Below are 16,060 nucleotides of genomic sequence, written 5' to 3'. Positions count from 1 at the left end.
CTCTAAATAGCGCCAAACCAGTCAACCCAGAGGACATGACGATGAACGCACCGCACCGCGACACCGGCTTCTTCAGCGAACCCTTGTCCTCTCGTGACCCCGAGCTTTTCGGTGCGGTCACTCAGGAACTCGGCCGCCAGCGGCACGAGATCGAGTTGATCGCCAGCGAGAACATCGTCTCCCGCGCCGTGATGGAAGCGCAGGGCTCTGTCATGACCAACAAGTATGCCGAGGGCTACCCCGGCAAGCGTTATTATGGCGGCTGCCAATACGTTGATATCGCTGAGAATCTGGCCATCGACCGGGCCAAGCAGCTTTTCGGCTGCGGCTTTGCCAATGTCCAGCCGAACTCTGGCTCTCAGGCCAACCAGGGCGTGTTCCAGGCGCTGCTGAAGCCCGGCGACACCATCCTTGGCATGTCGCTGGATGCTGGCGGCCACCTGACCCATGGGGCGGCCCCGAACCAGTCCGGCAAGTGGTTCCATGCCATCCAGTATGGTGTGCGCAAGCAGGACCTGACGCTGGACTATGACCAGCTGGCCCAGCTGGCGACCGAACACAAGCCGAAGCTGATTATCGCCGGCGGCAGCGCCATCCCGCGCATCATCGACTTTGCCAGAATGCGCGAGATTGCCGACAACGTCGGCGCTTATCTTCTGGTCGACATGGCCCACTTCGCGGGTCTCGTCGCTGCGGGCCTCTACCCGTCCCCGTTCCCGCATGCCCATGTCGCCACTACCACCACCCACAAGACCCTGCGCGGACCCCGTGGCGGCATGATCCTGACGAACGACGAGGACATCGCGAAGAAGGTCAACTCGGCCATCTTCCCCGGCATCCAGGGCGGCCCCCTGATGCATGTGATCGCTGCCAAGGCAGTCGCCTTCGGTGAGGCGCTGCGGCCCGAGTTCAAGACCTACCAGGCCCAGGTCGTGAAGAACGCCCAGGCGCTTGCGGACGAGCTGATGAAGGGCGGCCTCGACATCGTCACCGGTGGCACCGACACCCACCTGATGCTCGTGGACCTGCGGCCCAAGGGCGTGAAAGGGAACGCGACCGAAAAGGCGCTGGGTCGCGCGCACATCACCTGCAACAAGAACGGCATCCCCTTCGACACCGAAAAGCCGACCATCACCTCGGGCGTGCGCCTTGGCACCCCGGCCGGCACCACCCGCGGCTTTGGCGAGCCCGAGTTCCGCCAGATCGCCCGCTGGATCATTGAAGTCGTCGATGGCCTGGCCGCAAATGGCGAGGACGGCAACACCGCCGTCGAAGCCAAGGTGAAAGCCGAGGTCGAGGCGCTTTGCGCTCGCTTCCCGATCTATCCGGAACTTTGAAATGACAAGTGCGCCCGGCATTCACCGGGCGCGTCTCCCTTGCCTGCCGTGGATTCGCTGGCGGCCCCCGGCCAACGCGGCGGCTATGCAGGAATGACAGTTCAGACCACCCGATCCCTTGAACACCGCATGGGTGACTGGGCCCGGGCCCGGCTGCCCCTTGCCCTTGCCGAACTGGTCATGTTCGTCCTGAAGCAAGGCTGGGCCTGTCTTTTTGGGGGCCTTCTGCTGGTCGCGATCCTGTTGTCCAAGGCACTCTGGCACCAGGACTGGCCGTTCCACCGCTATGACGCCCTTTTCCTTTTCGCCATAGGGACACAAGCCATCTTCCTTTGGGCGAAACTGGAAACTTGGGAGGAAGCGCGCGTCATCCTGCTTTTCCACCTGACCGGAACGGCGATGGAGTGGTTCAAAGTCCATGCCGGCTCTTGGTCCTATCCCGAGCCGGGGCTGTTCAAGGTGATGGACGTGCCGCTTTTCTCCGGCTTCATGTATGCGGCCGTCGGCAGCTATATCGCCCGGGTGATCCGCATCTTCGACATGGCCTTCGCGCCCTATCCCAGCTTCCCGCTGACCCTGCTGCTGGCGCTGGCGATCTACGTCAACTTCTTCGCCCACCATTATCTGCCCGACATCCGTCTGGTCCTGTTTGCCGCCACGATCCTGCTTTACGCTCGCACCCGCATCTGGTTTCGCATCCATGACCGCCACTGGTGGATGCCCCTGCCGCTGGCAGCGCTGCTGGCCGCAGTTGCCCTATGGATTGCCGAGAACCTGGGAACGGCAACCGGCACCTGGATCTACTCGGGTCAGCTTCCTGGTCAGATGGTCAGTTTGGCCAAGCTTGGCTCGTGGTACCTGCTTCTTTACGTCGCCTTCGTCACTGTGACACTGGTGACGCGCCGCGCGCTGCACGCCCAGCCGCTGGATCTTACAGGAAGCCCCGCCACACCAGCACCGCAATGATCGCTATGGCCAGGAACACCAGGCCATAGCCGACAAAGCCGACCATGCCGGCCACCGTGTCGCGACGACGCGCAGCGGGGTCGATGGCGGTCAGGTGGCGCACACAGACGTCATAGGCCTCGGCTACGGCCGTCATGTCGATCTGGGTCAGCAGCTTGGGACTTTGGGCCCGTTCGGCGGCGACTGAGAGGAACTCCGCCCCCTCTCGCACCTTGCGTGGCAGAAGGCGCCCGCCCTTTGCCACCCGTGCCGCCAGATCGCGACCTGAAAGGCCAAGCCTTTCCTCCAGAAGCTGCGCCACCCGGTCCGCCATCTGCTGGATCGCCACCGCACTCATCGCCGCCTCCCGTCCAAGTCCTTGATGAAGCTAGGCCGAAGCCGGCGCGGCTTCAACCGCTCTGGCCAAATCCGGCCTGTAACGATAGACAGGATCATGCTTGCAACGATCCGCCACCCTGCCGAAACTCCGGCCGCGCCCACCCTCGTCATCGCCCACGGTCTTTACGGTTCGGGCCGCAACTGGGGCGTCATTGCCCGCCGCCTGGCCGACCGACGCGAGGTGGTGGCGGTCGACATGCGCAACCATGGCGACAGCCCCCGCGCCGCCACGCACACCTATCCCGAGATGGCCGCCGATCTGGTCGAGGTGATCGAAAGCCTTGGCGGCCCGGTCGACCTGATGGGCCATTCGATGGGGGGCAAGGCCGCGATGCAACTGGCGCTGAGCCGACCTGACCTGATCCGCCGCCTGGTCGTCGCCGACATCGCGCCGGTGGCCTATGACCATGACCAGACGCGCCACGTTGACGCGATGCAGGCGGTGGACCTCTCCACGATTACTTCGCGGGCCGAGGCCGATGCGGCCCTTGCCCATGACGTGCCGGACCCCGCCCTTCGGGCCTTCTTCCTACAATCGCTGGACCTGCGCAGCCGCCCGCCGCGCTGGAAGCTGAACCTCGCGGTTCTGAAGGCCCAGATGCCGCATATCGTCGGCTGGCCGGGCACCCAAGGGCGGTTCGACGGGCCGACGCTGTTCCTGACCGGCGCGGAAAGTCATTACGTCCGCCCCGAACACCGCGAGGCGATCCGGGCGCTTTTCCCGAAGGCCCGCTTTGCCAAGATCCCCGATGCGGGCCACTGGCTGCATTCCGAAGCCCCCCGCGCCTTTGAGGAAACCGTGCGCGTGTTCCTGGAAGCCTGACGTTAGCCCAGCTCTCGCGTCAGCAGCCAGGCGACCGGCAGCGCCAGACCCGCCCCAAGCGCAGCGGCGACAAGGATCGGCGTCACGCCAACCATGCCCAGCGTCAGGACGACGATGACACCCGTTCCGGCCATCGCCGTTGCCGCGAGCGTATACAGCAGCATGAAAAGTCGCATCGGTCACCTATGGCAAAGTTCGCATCTGCCCCTGCTTCGCGCGAATCCGGGTTCGGCGCCTTGATCAGGATCATCCCCCTTGAACGCGGGAGTAGGGTGGGCGATACCGCCCACCTTACGCCCGCCTTCAGAATTCCGCGGTCAGTGCCCTGGGGTCCAGAAGCTCGATCCTCTGCCGCGCACTGCGGATCGCGCCCTTCTTTGCCAGGACGCCCATGACCCGGCTGACCATCTCGCGGTTCGACCCGATCGAGGCTGCGATCTCGGCATGGGTCGGCGCGTCTTCGATCCACCCGCCGGCTTGCAACTGGCCACGCTCGACCGCCAAGCCTATCAGATAGGACGCAACGCGCTCCTCCACGCTGAAGGTGGTCAGTTCCAGATTCCGGGCCGTCAGGCTGCGGATGCGCGCCACCAGGTCCCGCGCGATGCGCCAGCGCAGGACGGGAATGCGATCGAAAAAACTGCGGAAGATGGCAGCCGGGATCACCAGCACGCTGACTTCGCTGCGGGCGACCACGGCCAGCGAACGGTCGCCCTCGTCCAGCGCCGCAAGTTCGCCGAAATAGGCCCCGGTGGCGAAGCGAGTAAAGATGATCTCGCGCCCCTCGGCCGTCCAGTAAAGTGCCAGCAGCGTACCGGACAGCAGGAAATGCACGTCCCGGCCCTTGTCCTGCTGGTTGAACAGGATTTCCCAGGGGGCCAGGTCGCGGGTGCTGATGCTGACCGGAATCCCGTCGAAATCCGCTGCGCTCAGCCCCGAGAACAGCGGCAGATCATGCGCCAGGAGAACCTCGACACTCATTGTGCGGACAGCAGCGCCCGGGCTGTCTCCAACTCGGGTAGTCGGGCGGTGGCAGGGAAACGGCCCACGGCTGCGGCCAGGCCGTCCGTCGGACCACCCGCCTCGACCTGGTCAAGCAAGGCACGGATCAGCCACAATGCCGCGCCTTGCCGGTTGGCAAGCTCTGCCGCCTGAGCCAGCGCCGCCTGGGCCTCTCCCGGACGCTTGACCAGCCGACAGTTCCGGGCATGCAGCCGAAGCACCTCGGCCTGCCAGCAATGCAGCCCGCTGGCCCGCCCCTCGGCCAAGGCGCGCGAGGATGCAAGCCATGCCTCTTCGGGCCGGCCAAGGTCGGCCAGACGGGCAGAATGGACCGCGGCGAAATAGGGCACCCCCACATTGGCGCCGATCGCGCGCTGGGTGTCGACCAACGCGCCGAAGCCCGCCACCCCCTCCGCATCTGCGGCAAGCGCCGGGTTCATCACATAGGCCCAGGTGCGACCGGTGATCTGCCAGAACACCGCGCCCTGCGCCTCAGCCACCGCAATGCCGCGCTGCAAGCGCGCTTCAGCCCCGGCCTGATCGCCGGCATAGAACAGGGGGACCGCGCCCCAGACCAGCGCATAGGGCTGCATCGCCGGAATACCAAGCGCCCCCTGGTGGGCATCGGTCTCGGCCACCAGATCGGGCACGCGGTCAACCTCGCCGCAGATCGCGCGGGCTGGAGTCTCGAACATCTGGGCGGCGGCGAAGATGTCCATTCCATAGCGGGCAATCATCGCGGCATGGCGATCCAGGCGATACAGCGGCCGGATCGCGGCAATGCAGTCGAACTGGCGGGCAAAGCTGCCCTGATAGAAGCTGGCACAGTTGCGCGCCGCCATTGCGGCCAGCCGGATCTCCAGCCCCTCGTCCGTGTCGGGCGCCTGGGCGGCCATATCCTCAAGCAGGCGGCAGAATCGCCCCGACTTGGCATCGTCGCCCGCAATCACCGCATGGGAAAAGCTGCCAAAAAGGGCTGGCGCGGCGCGCGGTCCCAGTCGCGGCTGCGCGGTCGAGATGTCCAGCACCGCGTCGAAAGCCTGGCGGACCGGATCGGCGGTGAACCCTTGCACCTGCATCAGGATCGAGCCGATGGCCGTATGGCAGGCGATTTCCAACTCCCAGCGCTGCGCGTCCTCGATCTCGGCGCATAGGGCCAGTGCCGCACGGGCCATGGATTCCGCGTCGGCAAAGGCACCCTGCAGCAGGAGCCACTGGCTGGCGGCCAGGTAGCTGTGGATCGCCGGCAAGGTCAGCCGGGCCTTTTGCTGGTGGTCGGCCAAAAGGCCCGGCTCGCGGGTCAGGACCTCGGGGAAGCGGGTCCGCAAAAGCTCGGCGATGCGGGCATGCAACGCCTCGCGGGTGCGCCGTAGCATCGACTGATAGGCGGCCTGCGCCAAGAGGGCATGGGCGAATTCGAAACGTTGGTTCGGGCGGGTCACCAGAACACCCGAACGGGCGGCGGCACGCAGATGCGGCAGTGGGTCCGCCCCGTCAGGGTCCAGCGCGCGCAGCATGTCGATACCAAAGCTGCGGCCCAGGGCGGCAGCGCGCTGCAGGATCGGCTTCGCCTCGGCCGTGCTGTCGATGCGCTCGCCCAGAAGGTCCATCAGCGTTGCCGGCAGCCCCTCGCCGATGCTGGCCCCGCGCCGGGCCAGTTGATGCAGGAACAGCGGCACGCCGCCCGCGCGGTCCAGGATCTTGCGGCGGCTATCCAGGTCCAGCGGTCCCGGCGCCAGGCGGTCCAGCAGCACTTCGGCATCGTCCGGCGGCAGCGGCTCCAGTGCCAGGGTGCGCGGGGCCGGGTCGGCCAGATAGCGGCCAAGCTTTGCATCCTCGCGGCTGGTCAGGATGATCCGATAGCGTTCGGCCTCTGGCGCGGCGAAGATATGGGTCAGCACCCCAAAGCTGGCCACATCGAACCAGTGCAAGTCCTCGAACAGCAAGAGCCCGCGCGGTTGCCGCGCCCGGATCGCCCGCCACAGCGCCGCCTCGATCAGGGCTTTCAGCGCCAGGCTGGACATCGAGATCAGCAGCGCCTGCCCCTCTGGCAGACCCAGGATCAACGCCAGGGCCTGATGATCCGACGGGGCAAGATCGGAAAAGCCAGCGGCAAGGTCGGCATGGTTGGGCGCGGCCTGGCCCAACTGCTCCAGCAGCCAGTCACGGAACGGCTGATAGCTGGACCCGCGCCCGATTGCATCGGCGAGAAACACGGATTTGGCCGCAAACTGGCTGGACAGGTGCGACACGAAGGCCGTCTTGCCCACCCCCGCCTGACCGATGACCAGGATCGGTCCCTCGGCGGCAAAAACCTTGGCCATCTCTCGCGCGCGGCCGACAAAGGTCTGGGGCTGGTCGATACCACCGGCCGGCAGGCGGGCGATCACCTCGAACAGGGCCATGCGGTCTGGAAAACCTTTCAACCGCTGCATCGGCAGGGCCCGGGTCTCGAACCTTCCGCGCAACAGGGCACGGGTGTCCTCGGCGATGACCAGCGTGCCGGGGTCGGCCACTGTCTGGATGCGTTGGGCCAGCGTGGTGACGGACCCCGTCAGGCGCGGCAGACCGTCCTGAGAGGCACCCGCGCGGATGACGACCTCGCCGGTTGCGACGCCGGCGCGCAGGCGCACGGCGGCACGGTTATGGTAGGACAGCCGGATCGATCGCACCGCCCGCAGCGCCGCGTCCACCGCGCGGTCAGCCGAAAGCTCTTCGGCCCGGGTCAGGCCAAACACCGCGACCACGCCGTCGCCCAGATACTCGGTGATCTCGCCGCCCCCTGCCTCGAACAGGATGCGGGTCTGGCGATAATAGTCGTCCAGCCAGGATTGCAGATCCTCGGCGTCGGCGCCGCTGGCAATCGAGCTGAAATCCTCAAGATCGACGAAAACCGCCGTAACCTGCCTGCGCTCGCCGTCTGACGCGGCGTCCGACCTTGCCATCTCCCCCTCGCCCCCCGGACCTGACGTCACGGCAATCTGGTCCTTCGGCCTTCTAGACGGGCGATCCTGCGGCTGTCAAAGGGATTGGACAGCGTCCAGCTGGTGCGGATGCGGAAGGCCCCCGGCAGACTGGGCGCGTGCAGCGCCTGGCCGGGCATGGCCAGCGCCCGCGCTGTCAAGCGCCCTTCAGGAAGCTGGGCAAGCACCTGATCCCAAACGTCAATTTCGGCCGAAACCGGAGCAATGGCCGCCGAGCCCAGGTTGAAGTCGAAGGACGAGAACTGCCAGCGCGAAAACTTGCCCTCGCTGACCACCACCTGGTCGCAGATCGACTGGACCAGCCCCGCCTCGGGACTGTCGGCCAGCGGCCGGGCAAAGCCCCTTTGCTGATAGCGCGCCGACCAGATCGGGCGGTCATCAGGCGACCGGACCGAATAGTCGGCATTGCCCATCGCCAGTTTGCCCATCCGTTTCTGGTAGCCGTACATCCAGACGCCCGCCAACTGCGCGCCCCGGTTGGTCAGGTACAGGTTCGGCAGATAGCTGAAGCAGCCCGGGTGCCCCTCGACCTGGACGAAATTGACCGCGATGATCGCCTCATAGTAATTCCGGTAGCCCAGGAACTTGGGCAGCACCGACATCCGCACGCCGATCTGCTGGTTCGCAAGGATCGCTACAGGATGGGTGCCCGCCGGGGTCAGCGCCTGGGGATGCAGGGTCATGCCCGGCGGCAGGATCGCCTGCACCGCCGCTGCGTCCACCGCATGGAAGCTGAACCAGCCGTCGATCTGGCCAGTGCCGAACATCGGCGTCAGCGGCCAGGGCGCCACCTGCGCGAAGGGGCTGGCCAGTTCGGTGGCGTCCGTCGGCCCCGCATCGGGGGCCAGGTCGCCCTCGCCCACCACCTCGAACGCGTGGCCGGTGAGGCCCCGCGCAGCCACCAGGCCCGAGATCGTGGCCGCCTCGACACAGCCCGCATTGATGCCGCAGCGCGTCCAGTCCCCAGCGAGAAACAGGTTCTCGAACCCTGAATCATCCGGCGGCAAGCGGTATTGCACCGACCCCGGCACCGACAGGACATAGCGTTCCGAACCGTAGAAATTCTGCCGGAAATACTGCGACTTGAACCGATCCTCGGGCGACTGCTCGCCGGGTCCGTACAACAGCGACAGGTCGAACTTTCCCCCCTTGGCCGCGCCCGGCCACATCCGCGTCAGGTCGCGGTCGGCCCAGTCGCGCACCCGGTCGCGGAAGTCGCCCTTGTCGATGCCGATGTCGTGGCAAGGACTGCAGAAATAAGCCAGTTGCACCGGCCCGTCCTGCTGCCAGTCCTCGTGCGGCAGAAGGTCGGACATGTCGGCCCAGGTGTCCAACGGTTCGGTGAAGCTGGTGATGACCGTCTTGAGGTCGTTCTGCGGCCCCGGATTGTGCTGTTCAACCAGCGCGTTCCAGCCCAGATCCTTTGCCGTGCGGTTCAGCCAGAACTGCGCGGCATGGGTGGCGACGGTCGGCACCTTCTGCACCATCATCCGCCAGCGCGGCGAGGCGGCGATCAACTCTTCGGCCAGATAGGGGATCGACCCCAAGGATGCGCCCAGGATCACCTGATCAAAGTCGCGCCCCCGCTCCAGCCGGAAGGCAGTTCCCGTGGGCGGGTCCTTCTCGCACTCGAAGTCCACCCCCAAGGCCTGCAAGGCCGCGCCGCCTTCCAACTGCGACCAATCGGGCTCTGACGGCCAGCAGGGTAGCCCCTTCACATCGACCAGTGGTTGATAGTCGCCGCCAATCACTTGCGCCTGTTCCACCATGTCGATGGCCGCAATGCCCTGCCCTTCCGCATCCAGCCGCAACGCACGGGCTGCGGTGAAGAAGCGGAAGTGGACCCCCCGCGCGCGCAGCACCTGGTAGTAGGGCGCAAAGATCGTGTCGCCCATCCCCGCCTGCATCTTGAAGAACAGCGCGCCCTTGTAGGTGAAGGCCAGCCGCAAAAGGCCCCGGATCGCCGTTCCCGCCCCGACCGAGCGGTCGTCAGTCACCCCGCCCGGATAGCCAAAGACATAGTCGTAGCAGCCCTGGAACACCGCGGAATAGACCGCCTCGTGGGTGGCGCCATAGTGCAGCAGCCACTGGCTGATCTCCCAATCGTCGATGGCGTCAAACCCCGCACGGAACAGGCCCGAGTGGATCGCGCCGCGGAAGAACGCCCCGGAGAGACTGATCAGATACCCGATCCGCCGCGCCTCATCGCCATGGCTGTCGGTGTCTTGCGTGGCGTGCCAGTCCTGCGCATGGGCGGCCAGCGCGGCCAGTTGGTGCAACTCATGCGCCCGGTGGTCATGGGCGTTGTGGGACAGCGAGCGGGCATAGGCGCGCAGGTGATGGAACGGCGAGGGGGCGCCGAGGGACAGGCCCTTGCGCGTAAAACTGGCGTGGAACTGGACCGGCAGGGTATGGCCGGCCTTGGGCGTTGGTCCGGCCAGTTCCCGCTCGATGAAGTCGGCTACCGTTTCGACCAGCATCTGGAAATAGGCGAAGGGTGTCGGCAGCAGGCCCCCGCTCCCCGGTTTTTCGTCGTTCGGCGGAAAGTCGATCCGCCAGGGATGCAAGCTGACCGAGCCGTCGGGCTGGGCCAGGTCCTCGGCCAGGAAGAAATGCGACAGGCCCTTGAAGGCCTTGTCCAGCGTGCCCAGTGGCGCATCGGGCGACCGCAGGCCGGTGGCGTTCATCGTGTCATAGCAGTCACGCATCAGGCGGAAGGCGTTCTCGTAGAAGCCGGCCCAGATGTGCAGGCCATGCTCCTCGATCCGCTGCGCATGTATGGCGTTGCGCCCCGAGGCCCCCTTGCCGCCGCAACGCCAGCCCAGCTGATAGATCGTCAGGTCGTAACGGTTCTGCCAATCCGGCAGCGTGGTGATGGCATAGGCGGCGGTGATCGCCCCCACCCCACCGCCGATGATTGCGATCTTCTGACGGTCGGCAGGCGGCATCTGCAACTCCTTGCGGGCCTTGTCGGCCGATGAGGTTTGGGTCCGTTTCCGGGGCACAACTCCTGACACTCGAACAAACAGCTTAAAGCTGTCCACAGAAACATTGGCGCAATCATGGCAAGTCGAACGCTCTGCCACATTCACCAAATGATCGGCAAAGAAATTGCGGCGGCCCCGGAAGGCCGCCGCAGAACGTGCTGCAATTGCAATGATCGCCTTCGGGGAGTGGGCGGACTAGAACTTGAACTGCAGCAAAAGGTCGGCACCCCAGGCTTCATAGTCCTTGGCCCCGATGCCGTCGTAATAGGCGCCCAGGGTCAGGCTTCCGGTTTCGGACAAGGCGATATCCGCACCCATGTCGATCCGCCCGCGGAAACGGTCGCGCTCATCTGTGCCGGATTCGTCGGCAAAGATGCCCGACACCCGGCCTGTCAGGACCACATCGCCGGTCCGCGTCCGCAGGCCCTTCTCGAAGCCCAACCCGAAGCTGGCCTCGGTCAGGGTGACGGTCTGTTCGGGCACAAGGTTCGCCGCTGCGTCGAGATAGGCCTCCTGCCGGTCGCGGACATGCGCCAGATCGAAGGACGGGATAAGGATCAGCCCGTTTGCCATGACGAACTGTCCCTCGACCCCGGCGGTCAGCAGCAGCCGCCGCGTGTCGAACCGGTCGGTTCCCAGCCCCACGCGAGTAAGACTGTTCTGTGTCTCGCCCGCCAGGATCGAAGCCGAAAAGACCAAGGGCTGTTCAGCCGCGCGGATGACCAGGTAGGGACCGACCAGCCAGCCCTCGCCGCGGAAGGTCTCGGTCGGGCTGACGGTGCGGGCATCGTCGAACTGGACCATGGCCCCCAGGATCACGTTCTCGCCGCGCATCAGGTGGCCGCCGAAGGCAAGGTTCACATAGTCCTGCTCGTCCTCACCGGTCTTGGACCATTCGCCGTTCAGCGCGACCCAGACCGGGCTGTCCTGGCCCAGCGTCAGCCCCAGCGTGCTGCGGTTCTGCGTCACGCTGGCGACAAAGGTATTCGAGCCGCCCGGCAACAGGAACCGGCGCAGCTTCGGCTGGCTGTTGATCAGCGCCCGCGCCCGTTGCATCATTGCCTCGGCCACCGCCTCGGATGCTTCTGCAACCAAGGCGGGACCGATCGAGACCTCGCCCGCCGCCAGATTGCCCAGCCCCTCGATGTCGACTGCGACATTCTCGGGCACGGCAACTGTGATGGGGGACGGATAGGCGGTCGGCGACAAGGTCACGGTAAAGGCTTGCGGACCGCCGGCAACCGATGCGGTTGCATTCGTCACCTGCAAGTCGCCGGCCTCGAAGCCGGTGACCGGTTCCGAGAAACTGACGGTCAGCGTGATCGGACCGGACCCGTCATAGCTTGGCGGGACTGCGACAAGGGTGGCGACCGGACGTTCGCCTGAACCCGGCGCAGTCACTGTGATCGTGACGGTGTCTGGCGGGGAATCCACCGTCCCGTCGTTCACCACCAGCTGGAACACCAACTCGGCATCCGCCACGCCCAATGCCAGCACCGGCGCGTCGAAGCTGGGGGTCACCGAAGTCGTCGAAGACAGTACCACGGTCGGCCCGGAGAGCTGGGTCCAGGCATAGCTCAGCGAACTCCCATCAGCATCCGACGACGCCGACCCATCCAGCGTGACTGAAGCAGCCGACGCCACCTGCTGGTCTGGACCGGCATTGGCCAACGGAACTGCGTTCGGCGCTCCTGCCACCCGGATCACGACCGTATCTGTGGTTGTGCTGTAGCCGTCACTCACCCGCAATTCGAAGGTCAACTCCTCGACCGTGCCAGCAGGCACGGCTGGGGAGGTGAAGCTGGGACCAGAGGTATCGCCATCAGTCAGGCTTACGCTGGGACCGGCAGTCTGCACCCAAAGGAAGGTCAGCGGACCCGAGGCCGGATCCGGATCGCTGGATGCGCTGCCATCCAGGCTTACAGTCTCGCCGGTCGCCACGTCCTGGTCCGGCCCGGCATCTGCCACCGGCGCGGTGTTGGCGGCGGGGATGACGCTGACCTCGACGATATCGGGCTGGGAAAAGTCGAACCCGTCGAAAACCCGCAACGAGAACACTATCGGCACCGGCGGAGCACCAGCCGGAACTGGCGGCGTCACGAACCCCGTGTTGGCGATATTGATCACGAAGTTGACCTGCGGGCCTGATATTTGCGACCATTCATAGGAAAGCGTCTGTCCGGGCTCGCCCGCGACCGATCCACTTCCGGTCAAGGTCACCACAGTGCTGGCCAAGGCTACCTGATCTGCACCCGCATTGGCGGTGGGGGGCGTGTTGGGTGCGGGCAGTACCGTTATCGTCACGGTATCCTGGAGCGAGCTATCGGTCCCGTCGTTCGCGACGACCCCTAGGATGATGTCATATGGCGCCTCGCCGAATTGCAGCGGTTGCGGCGTGACAGTCACGCTTGGGCCGCCGTCGTTCACCAGCACCGCGCCCGTAGCCGACAGCTCTTCCCAGGTGAAGGTCTGCGTCTGACCGACATCCGGATCAATGACCGTGGCAGTAACGACAAAGGAACCTGTGGACGGAACACTGTCATCCGCACCGGCATCAACGATGGGTGGCGTGTTCGGCGACGGTTCGACCGTGATGCTTACGCTGTCGGTCACAGTGGCTATCCCATCCGAAACCGACAGCTGGAACACCAGGACTTCATCCGGCGACCCAACGGGCAGCACCGGCGAGGTGAACGAGGCGATGGCACTCGACGCGTTGGTCAGTGGCACTGCAAGGCCCGAAGTCTGCAGCCACTGGTAGGTCAGGACCGACGCCGCATCCGCGTCGGACGAGGCGCTGCCATCCAGGCTGACCGCGACCCCGCCGTCCACTGTCCGGTCAGCGCCAGCAACCGCCACCGGGGCGGTGTTGTCAGGCGGCAGGACGGTGACCACAACCGTATCGGGGGCCGAGGAATCTTCGCCGTCGTCGACCACCAGTTCAAAGACCAGCTGCACCGGGGGCTGGCCCACGTCCAGCGCCGGAGCCGTGAACTGGGGCGTTGCGGTCCCCTGGTCGTCCAAGGTTACGGTCGGACCGGACAGCTGCTGCCAAGCGTAGGACAGGGGTTGGTTCACGTCCTGATCCGACGAATTGCTTCCATCCAGGAACACCTGCTCTTCCGACAGAACCTGCTGGTCGCTGCCGGCATCCGCCACCGGCGGCGTATTCGGTTCGGGCTGGACCTCGATCATCACACCAGCGGCGATAGAATCTTCCAGCCCATCGTTTACGAGAAGGTCGAAGGTCAGGACCTCGGGCGGTTGGCCGTAAGGCACCACGGGCGCCACGAAAGTCGGTTGCGCGGCGTTCTGATCGTCCAGCACGACGCCCGGGCCACTGGTCTGAACCCAGTTGTAGGTCAGGGTCTGCCCGACGTCCTCGGTGCTGGACGCCCGGCCATCCAGGGTGACCAGCGCGCCGCTGGCCACAGTCTGCGACGGCCCGGCATCGGCGATTGGCGGCGTGTTGAGGGGCGGGTCGATCGTGATCCGCACCGTCGCGGGGGCGGATTCCTCGATTCCATCATTCACCACCAGTTGGAACTCCAGATCCACTGGCGCCGAAAGGGGCGGCAGGGGCGGGGCCGTGAAGGTCGGCGAAACCGTCGTCGCCCCGGCCAGCGTCACCGCAGGGCCGGACACCTGCGTCCAGGCATAGGTCAAGGTCTGCAGCGCATTGTTCGCGTCCGAGCCGGACCCGTCCAGACTGGTCGCGGTGCCGGAAACCACCCGGCGATCCTCTCCGGCGTCGGCCGTGGGCGCAATATTGGCCGGCCCCTCGACAAAGATCGACACCTCATCCGGCACCGAGTCGGCGAAACCATCACGGACCACCAGCGTCAGGACCACCTCACGCGTGACGCCCGGCGCAAGTTGCGGCGCGGTAAAGCTGGGGGTGGCCGTATCCGCACCGGTCAGCACGATCCCCGAGCCGAGGGGCGCAGTCCATTCGTAGATGAACGCGACCGGTGGCGTCAGCGGATCGGGGTCGAATGAACCTGTCCCGTCAAGCTGGACCGGTGCGCCTGCCGCAACGGTCTGGTCGTCTCCGGCCACGGCGACCGGGATCTGGTTCACGCCAGAGACTTGAACCAGCACAAGGTCAGTGTCCTCAAGCTCGCCGTCCGAGACGCGCAGGCTGAACAGCAACCCAACCGGATCATCACCGAACGCCACCTCGGGCGCGGTAAAGCTGGCCTGCGCCTGATTGGCCCCTGTCACCGTCATCGTCGGCCCGGACAGTTGCGTCCAGGTATAGGTCAAGGGCTGGCCCGCATCCGGGTCGGTCGAGCCGGTTCCATCCAGCGTCACCGCCGACAGCGAGTCAACGGACTGCTGATCGCCAGCATCCGCCACGGGGGGACGGTTCGCCGGCGGTTCGACGGTGATATCGACAGTGGCCGCGGTCGAGGACGCAATGCCGTCAGACACGATCAGCGAAAATGTAAGGACTTCCGCCGGGTCGCCCAGTACCAGCGTCGGAGCGGTGAAGGATGGCCGCGCGACCGTCGCACTGGACAAGGTGACCCCGGTTCCGGCGGTCTGGGTCCAGGCATAGGTCAGCGTCTGGCCATCGTCATCAAGCGAACCCGTCCCGTCCAGCTGATAGATTGCGCCCGATGCGATGGTCGCGTTCGTCCCGGCATTGGCCACCGGCACCGTGTTCGGTGGGCCGTTCACAGTGACCTGCACATCATCCGTGCGTTCCACGATCCCGTCCGAAACCGCCAGGCGGAACCCCAGGACCGTGCTGGCACCGATCGCCAGCGTGGGCGCGGTGAAGCTTGGCGTGGGGCTCGTGCTTCCGCTCAAAGTGACCGAGGTGCCAGAGATCTGCGTCCAGCTATAGGTCAGCGTCTGACCCACATCCGGGTCGGTCCCAGACCCGCTCAGCGTGACCGAAGCACCCGAATTGGCGATCTGGTCCGACCCGGCATTGACCGTCGGCGGCGTGTTCGGAACCTCAACCCGCGTATTCACCACCGTGGTGGTCGTCGGGCCGGTCAGGCCGATCACATAGTCATAGATCTTTCCGTCGGCGTTCGAGGTTCCCCGGAACCGCACCCCCATGAAGTCGTCGCTTTCATAGGTGCCGTTGGCCCCGTCCGATACGAAGCCGGTGATGTTCGAGATGCCGCATTCGGTCGAAACCATTGCGGCAGTGATGGCGCCGGGCGCAAAGGACGTGATCGCTCCTCCCAGCCAATAGGTTCCGCCCGAGGTCGGGCTGGCCCCCGATCCGCCGCTGATGAACAGCTGCACCTGCGATTCACGGCCCACGCCGTCGTGGTAGATGTTGAAGTTGCAGCCGTGTCCGGTCAGCAGATAGCCATCGTCGATGAACCCCGGCCCTAGCGCCTGCGCCGACTGCGCCGTTCCCAGACACAAAAGCGCCGCCGCCACCAACCTGCTTGTCTGCCCCGCCATGACCCATCCCCCTGAACGACCGCCCGCAGCACAGACTGCGGACTTTGAGCCGTTCTAAAGGGCGGCGGCTTATCGCTCGGTGCGTTTTGCCACAGAAGCCACAGTTAACGCCGTTCTAGGGCTAGGGAGAAGAGACCGGGCAGACCCTGCGCC

Annotated in this window: 9 protein-coding genes; 3 read left to right on the top strand and 6 right to left on the bottom strand. The window is 65.7% G+C overall.

Translation table 11 applies throughout. From position 1 onward, the window contains the following. Positions 1–41: 41 nt before the first annotated feature. Positions 42–1,337: a serine hydroxymethyltransferase gene (gene glyA / locus CXR42_RS16615; RefSeq protein ID WP_103258914.1), complete on the top strand. Its 1,296-nt coding sequence runs from the start codon at positions 42–44 to the stop codon at positions 1,335–1,337. A 129-nt stretch (positions 1,338–1,466) separates the two neighbouring features. Further along, positions 1,467–2,303 carry a DUF817 domain-containing protein gene (locus CXR42_RS16610; protein ID WP_103258717.1) on the top strand — a complete coding sequence of 279 codons (837 nt, stop codon included), beginning with the start codon at positions 1,467–1,469 and terminating at the stop codon, positions 2,301–2,303. Here the strand turns inward: CXR42_RS16610 and CXR42_RS16605 are convergent. Beyond that, positions 2,269–2,640 carry a hypothetical protein gene (locus CXR42_RS16605; protein ID WP_103258716.1) on the bottom strand — a complete coding sequence of 124 codons (372 nt, stop codon included), beginning with the start codon at positions 2,638–2,640 and terminating at the stop codon, positions 2,269–2,271. The two genes, CXR42_RS16610 and CXR42_RS16605, sit on opposite strands and share 35 nt — an antisense overlap. Positions 2,641–2,736: 96 nt before the next feature. On the opposite strand from CXR42_RS16605, the gene CXR42_RS16600 reads away from it, so the two are divergent. Then, positions 2,737–3,504, top strand: a complete 768-nt coding sequence (locus CXR42_RS16600) for an alpha/beta fold hydrolase (RefSeq protein ID WP_103258715.1) — start codon at positions 2,737–2,739, stop codon at positions 3,502–3,504. Positions 3,505–3,506: 2 nt separating this feature from the next. On the opposite strand, the gene CXR42_RS16595 is transcribed toward CXR42_RS16600, so the two are convergent. From CXR42_RS16595 to CXR42_RS16575, 5 genes are all read right to left on the bottom strand, one after another. Then, on the bottom strand, positions 3,507–3,680 hold the full coding sequence (locus CXR42_RS16595) for a CTP synthetase (RefSeq protein WP_103258714.1): 174 nt from the start codon (positions 3,678–3,680) through the stop codon (positions 3,507–3,509). Between the two features lie 127 nt (positions 3,681–3,807). Continuing rightward, on the bottom strand, positions 3,808–4,485 hold the full coding sequence (locus tag CXR42_RS16590) for a Crp/Fnr family transcriptional regulator (protein ID WP_103258713.1): 678 nt from the start codon (positions 4,483–4,485) through the stop codon (positions 3,808–3,810). Beyond that, a complete protein-coding gene (locus tag CXR42_RS16585; RefSeq protein WP_103258712.1) occupies positions 4,482–7,451 on the bottom strand; it encodes an ATP-binding protein in 2,970 nt (989 codons plus the stop codon). Before CXR42_RS16585 ends, CXR42_RS16590 begins: the two co-directional genes overlap by 4 nt. A gap of 26 nt (positions 7,452–7,477) precedes the next feature. Beyond that, on the bottom strand, positions 7,478–10,438 hold the full coding sequence (locus CXR42_RS16580; RefSeq protein WP_146038094.1) for an NAD(P)-binding protein: 2,961 nt from the start codon (positions 10,436–10,438) through the stop codon (positions 7,478–7,480). A gap of 234 nt (positions 10,439–10,672) precedes the next feature. Then, entirely contained in the window at positions 10,673–15,907 is a 5,235-nt protein-coding gene (locus tag CXR42_RS16575) for a PKD domain-containing protein (protein WP_103258710.1), read from the bottom strand. Positions 15,908–16,060: the final 153 nt, after the last annotated feature.

The organism is Tabrizicola aquatica (assembly GCF_002900975.1).
GTDB lineage: Bacteria > Pseudomonadota > Alphaproteobacteria > Rhodobacterales > Rhodobacteraceae > Tabrizicola > Tabrizicola aquatica.
This window is presented reverse-complemented; position numbering and strand designations above follow the sequence as displayed.

What these genes read in the sequence shown, in the direction of transcription:
- glyA (WP_103258914.1), top strand. Translation starts at nt 42, where the DNA reads ATGAACGCACCGCACCGCGACACCGGCTTCTTCAGCGAACCCTTGTCC.
- CXR42_RS16610 (WP_103258717.1), top strand. Translation starts at nt 1,467, where the DNA reads ATGGGTGACTGGGCCCGGGCCCGGCTGCCCCTTGCCCTTGCCGAACTG.
- CXR42_RS16605 (WP_103258716.1), bottom strand. Translation starts at nt 2,640, where the DNA reads ATGAGTGCGGTGGCGATCCAGCAGATGGCGGACCGGGTGGCGCAGCTT.
- CXR42_RS16600 (WP_103258715.1), top strand. Translation starts at nt 2,737, where the DNA reads ATGCTTGCAACGATCCGCCACCCTGCCGAAACTCCGGCCGCGCCCACC.
- CXR42_RS16595 (WP_103258714.1), bottom strand. Translation starts at nt 3,680, where the DNA reads ATGCGACTTTTCATGCTGCTGTATACGCTCGCGGCAACGGCGATGGCC.
- CXR42_RS16590 (WP_103258713.1), bottom strand. Translation starts at nt 4,485, where the DNA reads ATGAGTGTCGAGGTTCTCCTGGCGCATGATCTGCCGCTGTTCTCGGGG.
- CXR42_RS16585 (WP_103258712.1), bottom strand. Translation starts at nt 7,451, where the DNA reads ATGGCAAGGTCGGACGCCGCGTCAGACGGCGAGCGCAGGCAGGTTACG.
- CXR42_RS16580 (WP_146038094.1), bottom strand. Translation starts at nt 10,438, where the DNA reads ATGCCGCCTGCCGACCGTCAGAAGATCGCAATCATCGGCGGTGGGGTG.
- CXR42_RS16575 (WP_103258710.1), bottom strand. Translation starts at nt 15,907, where the DNA reads ATGGCGGGGCAGACAAGCAGGTTGGTGGCGGCGGCGCTTTTGTGTCTG.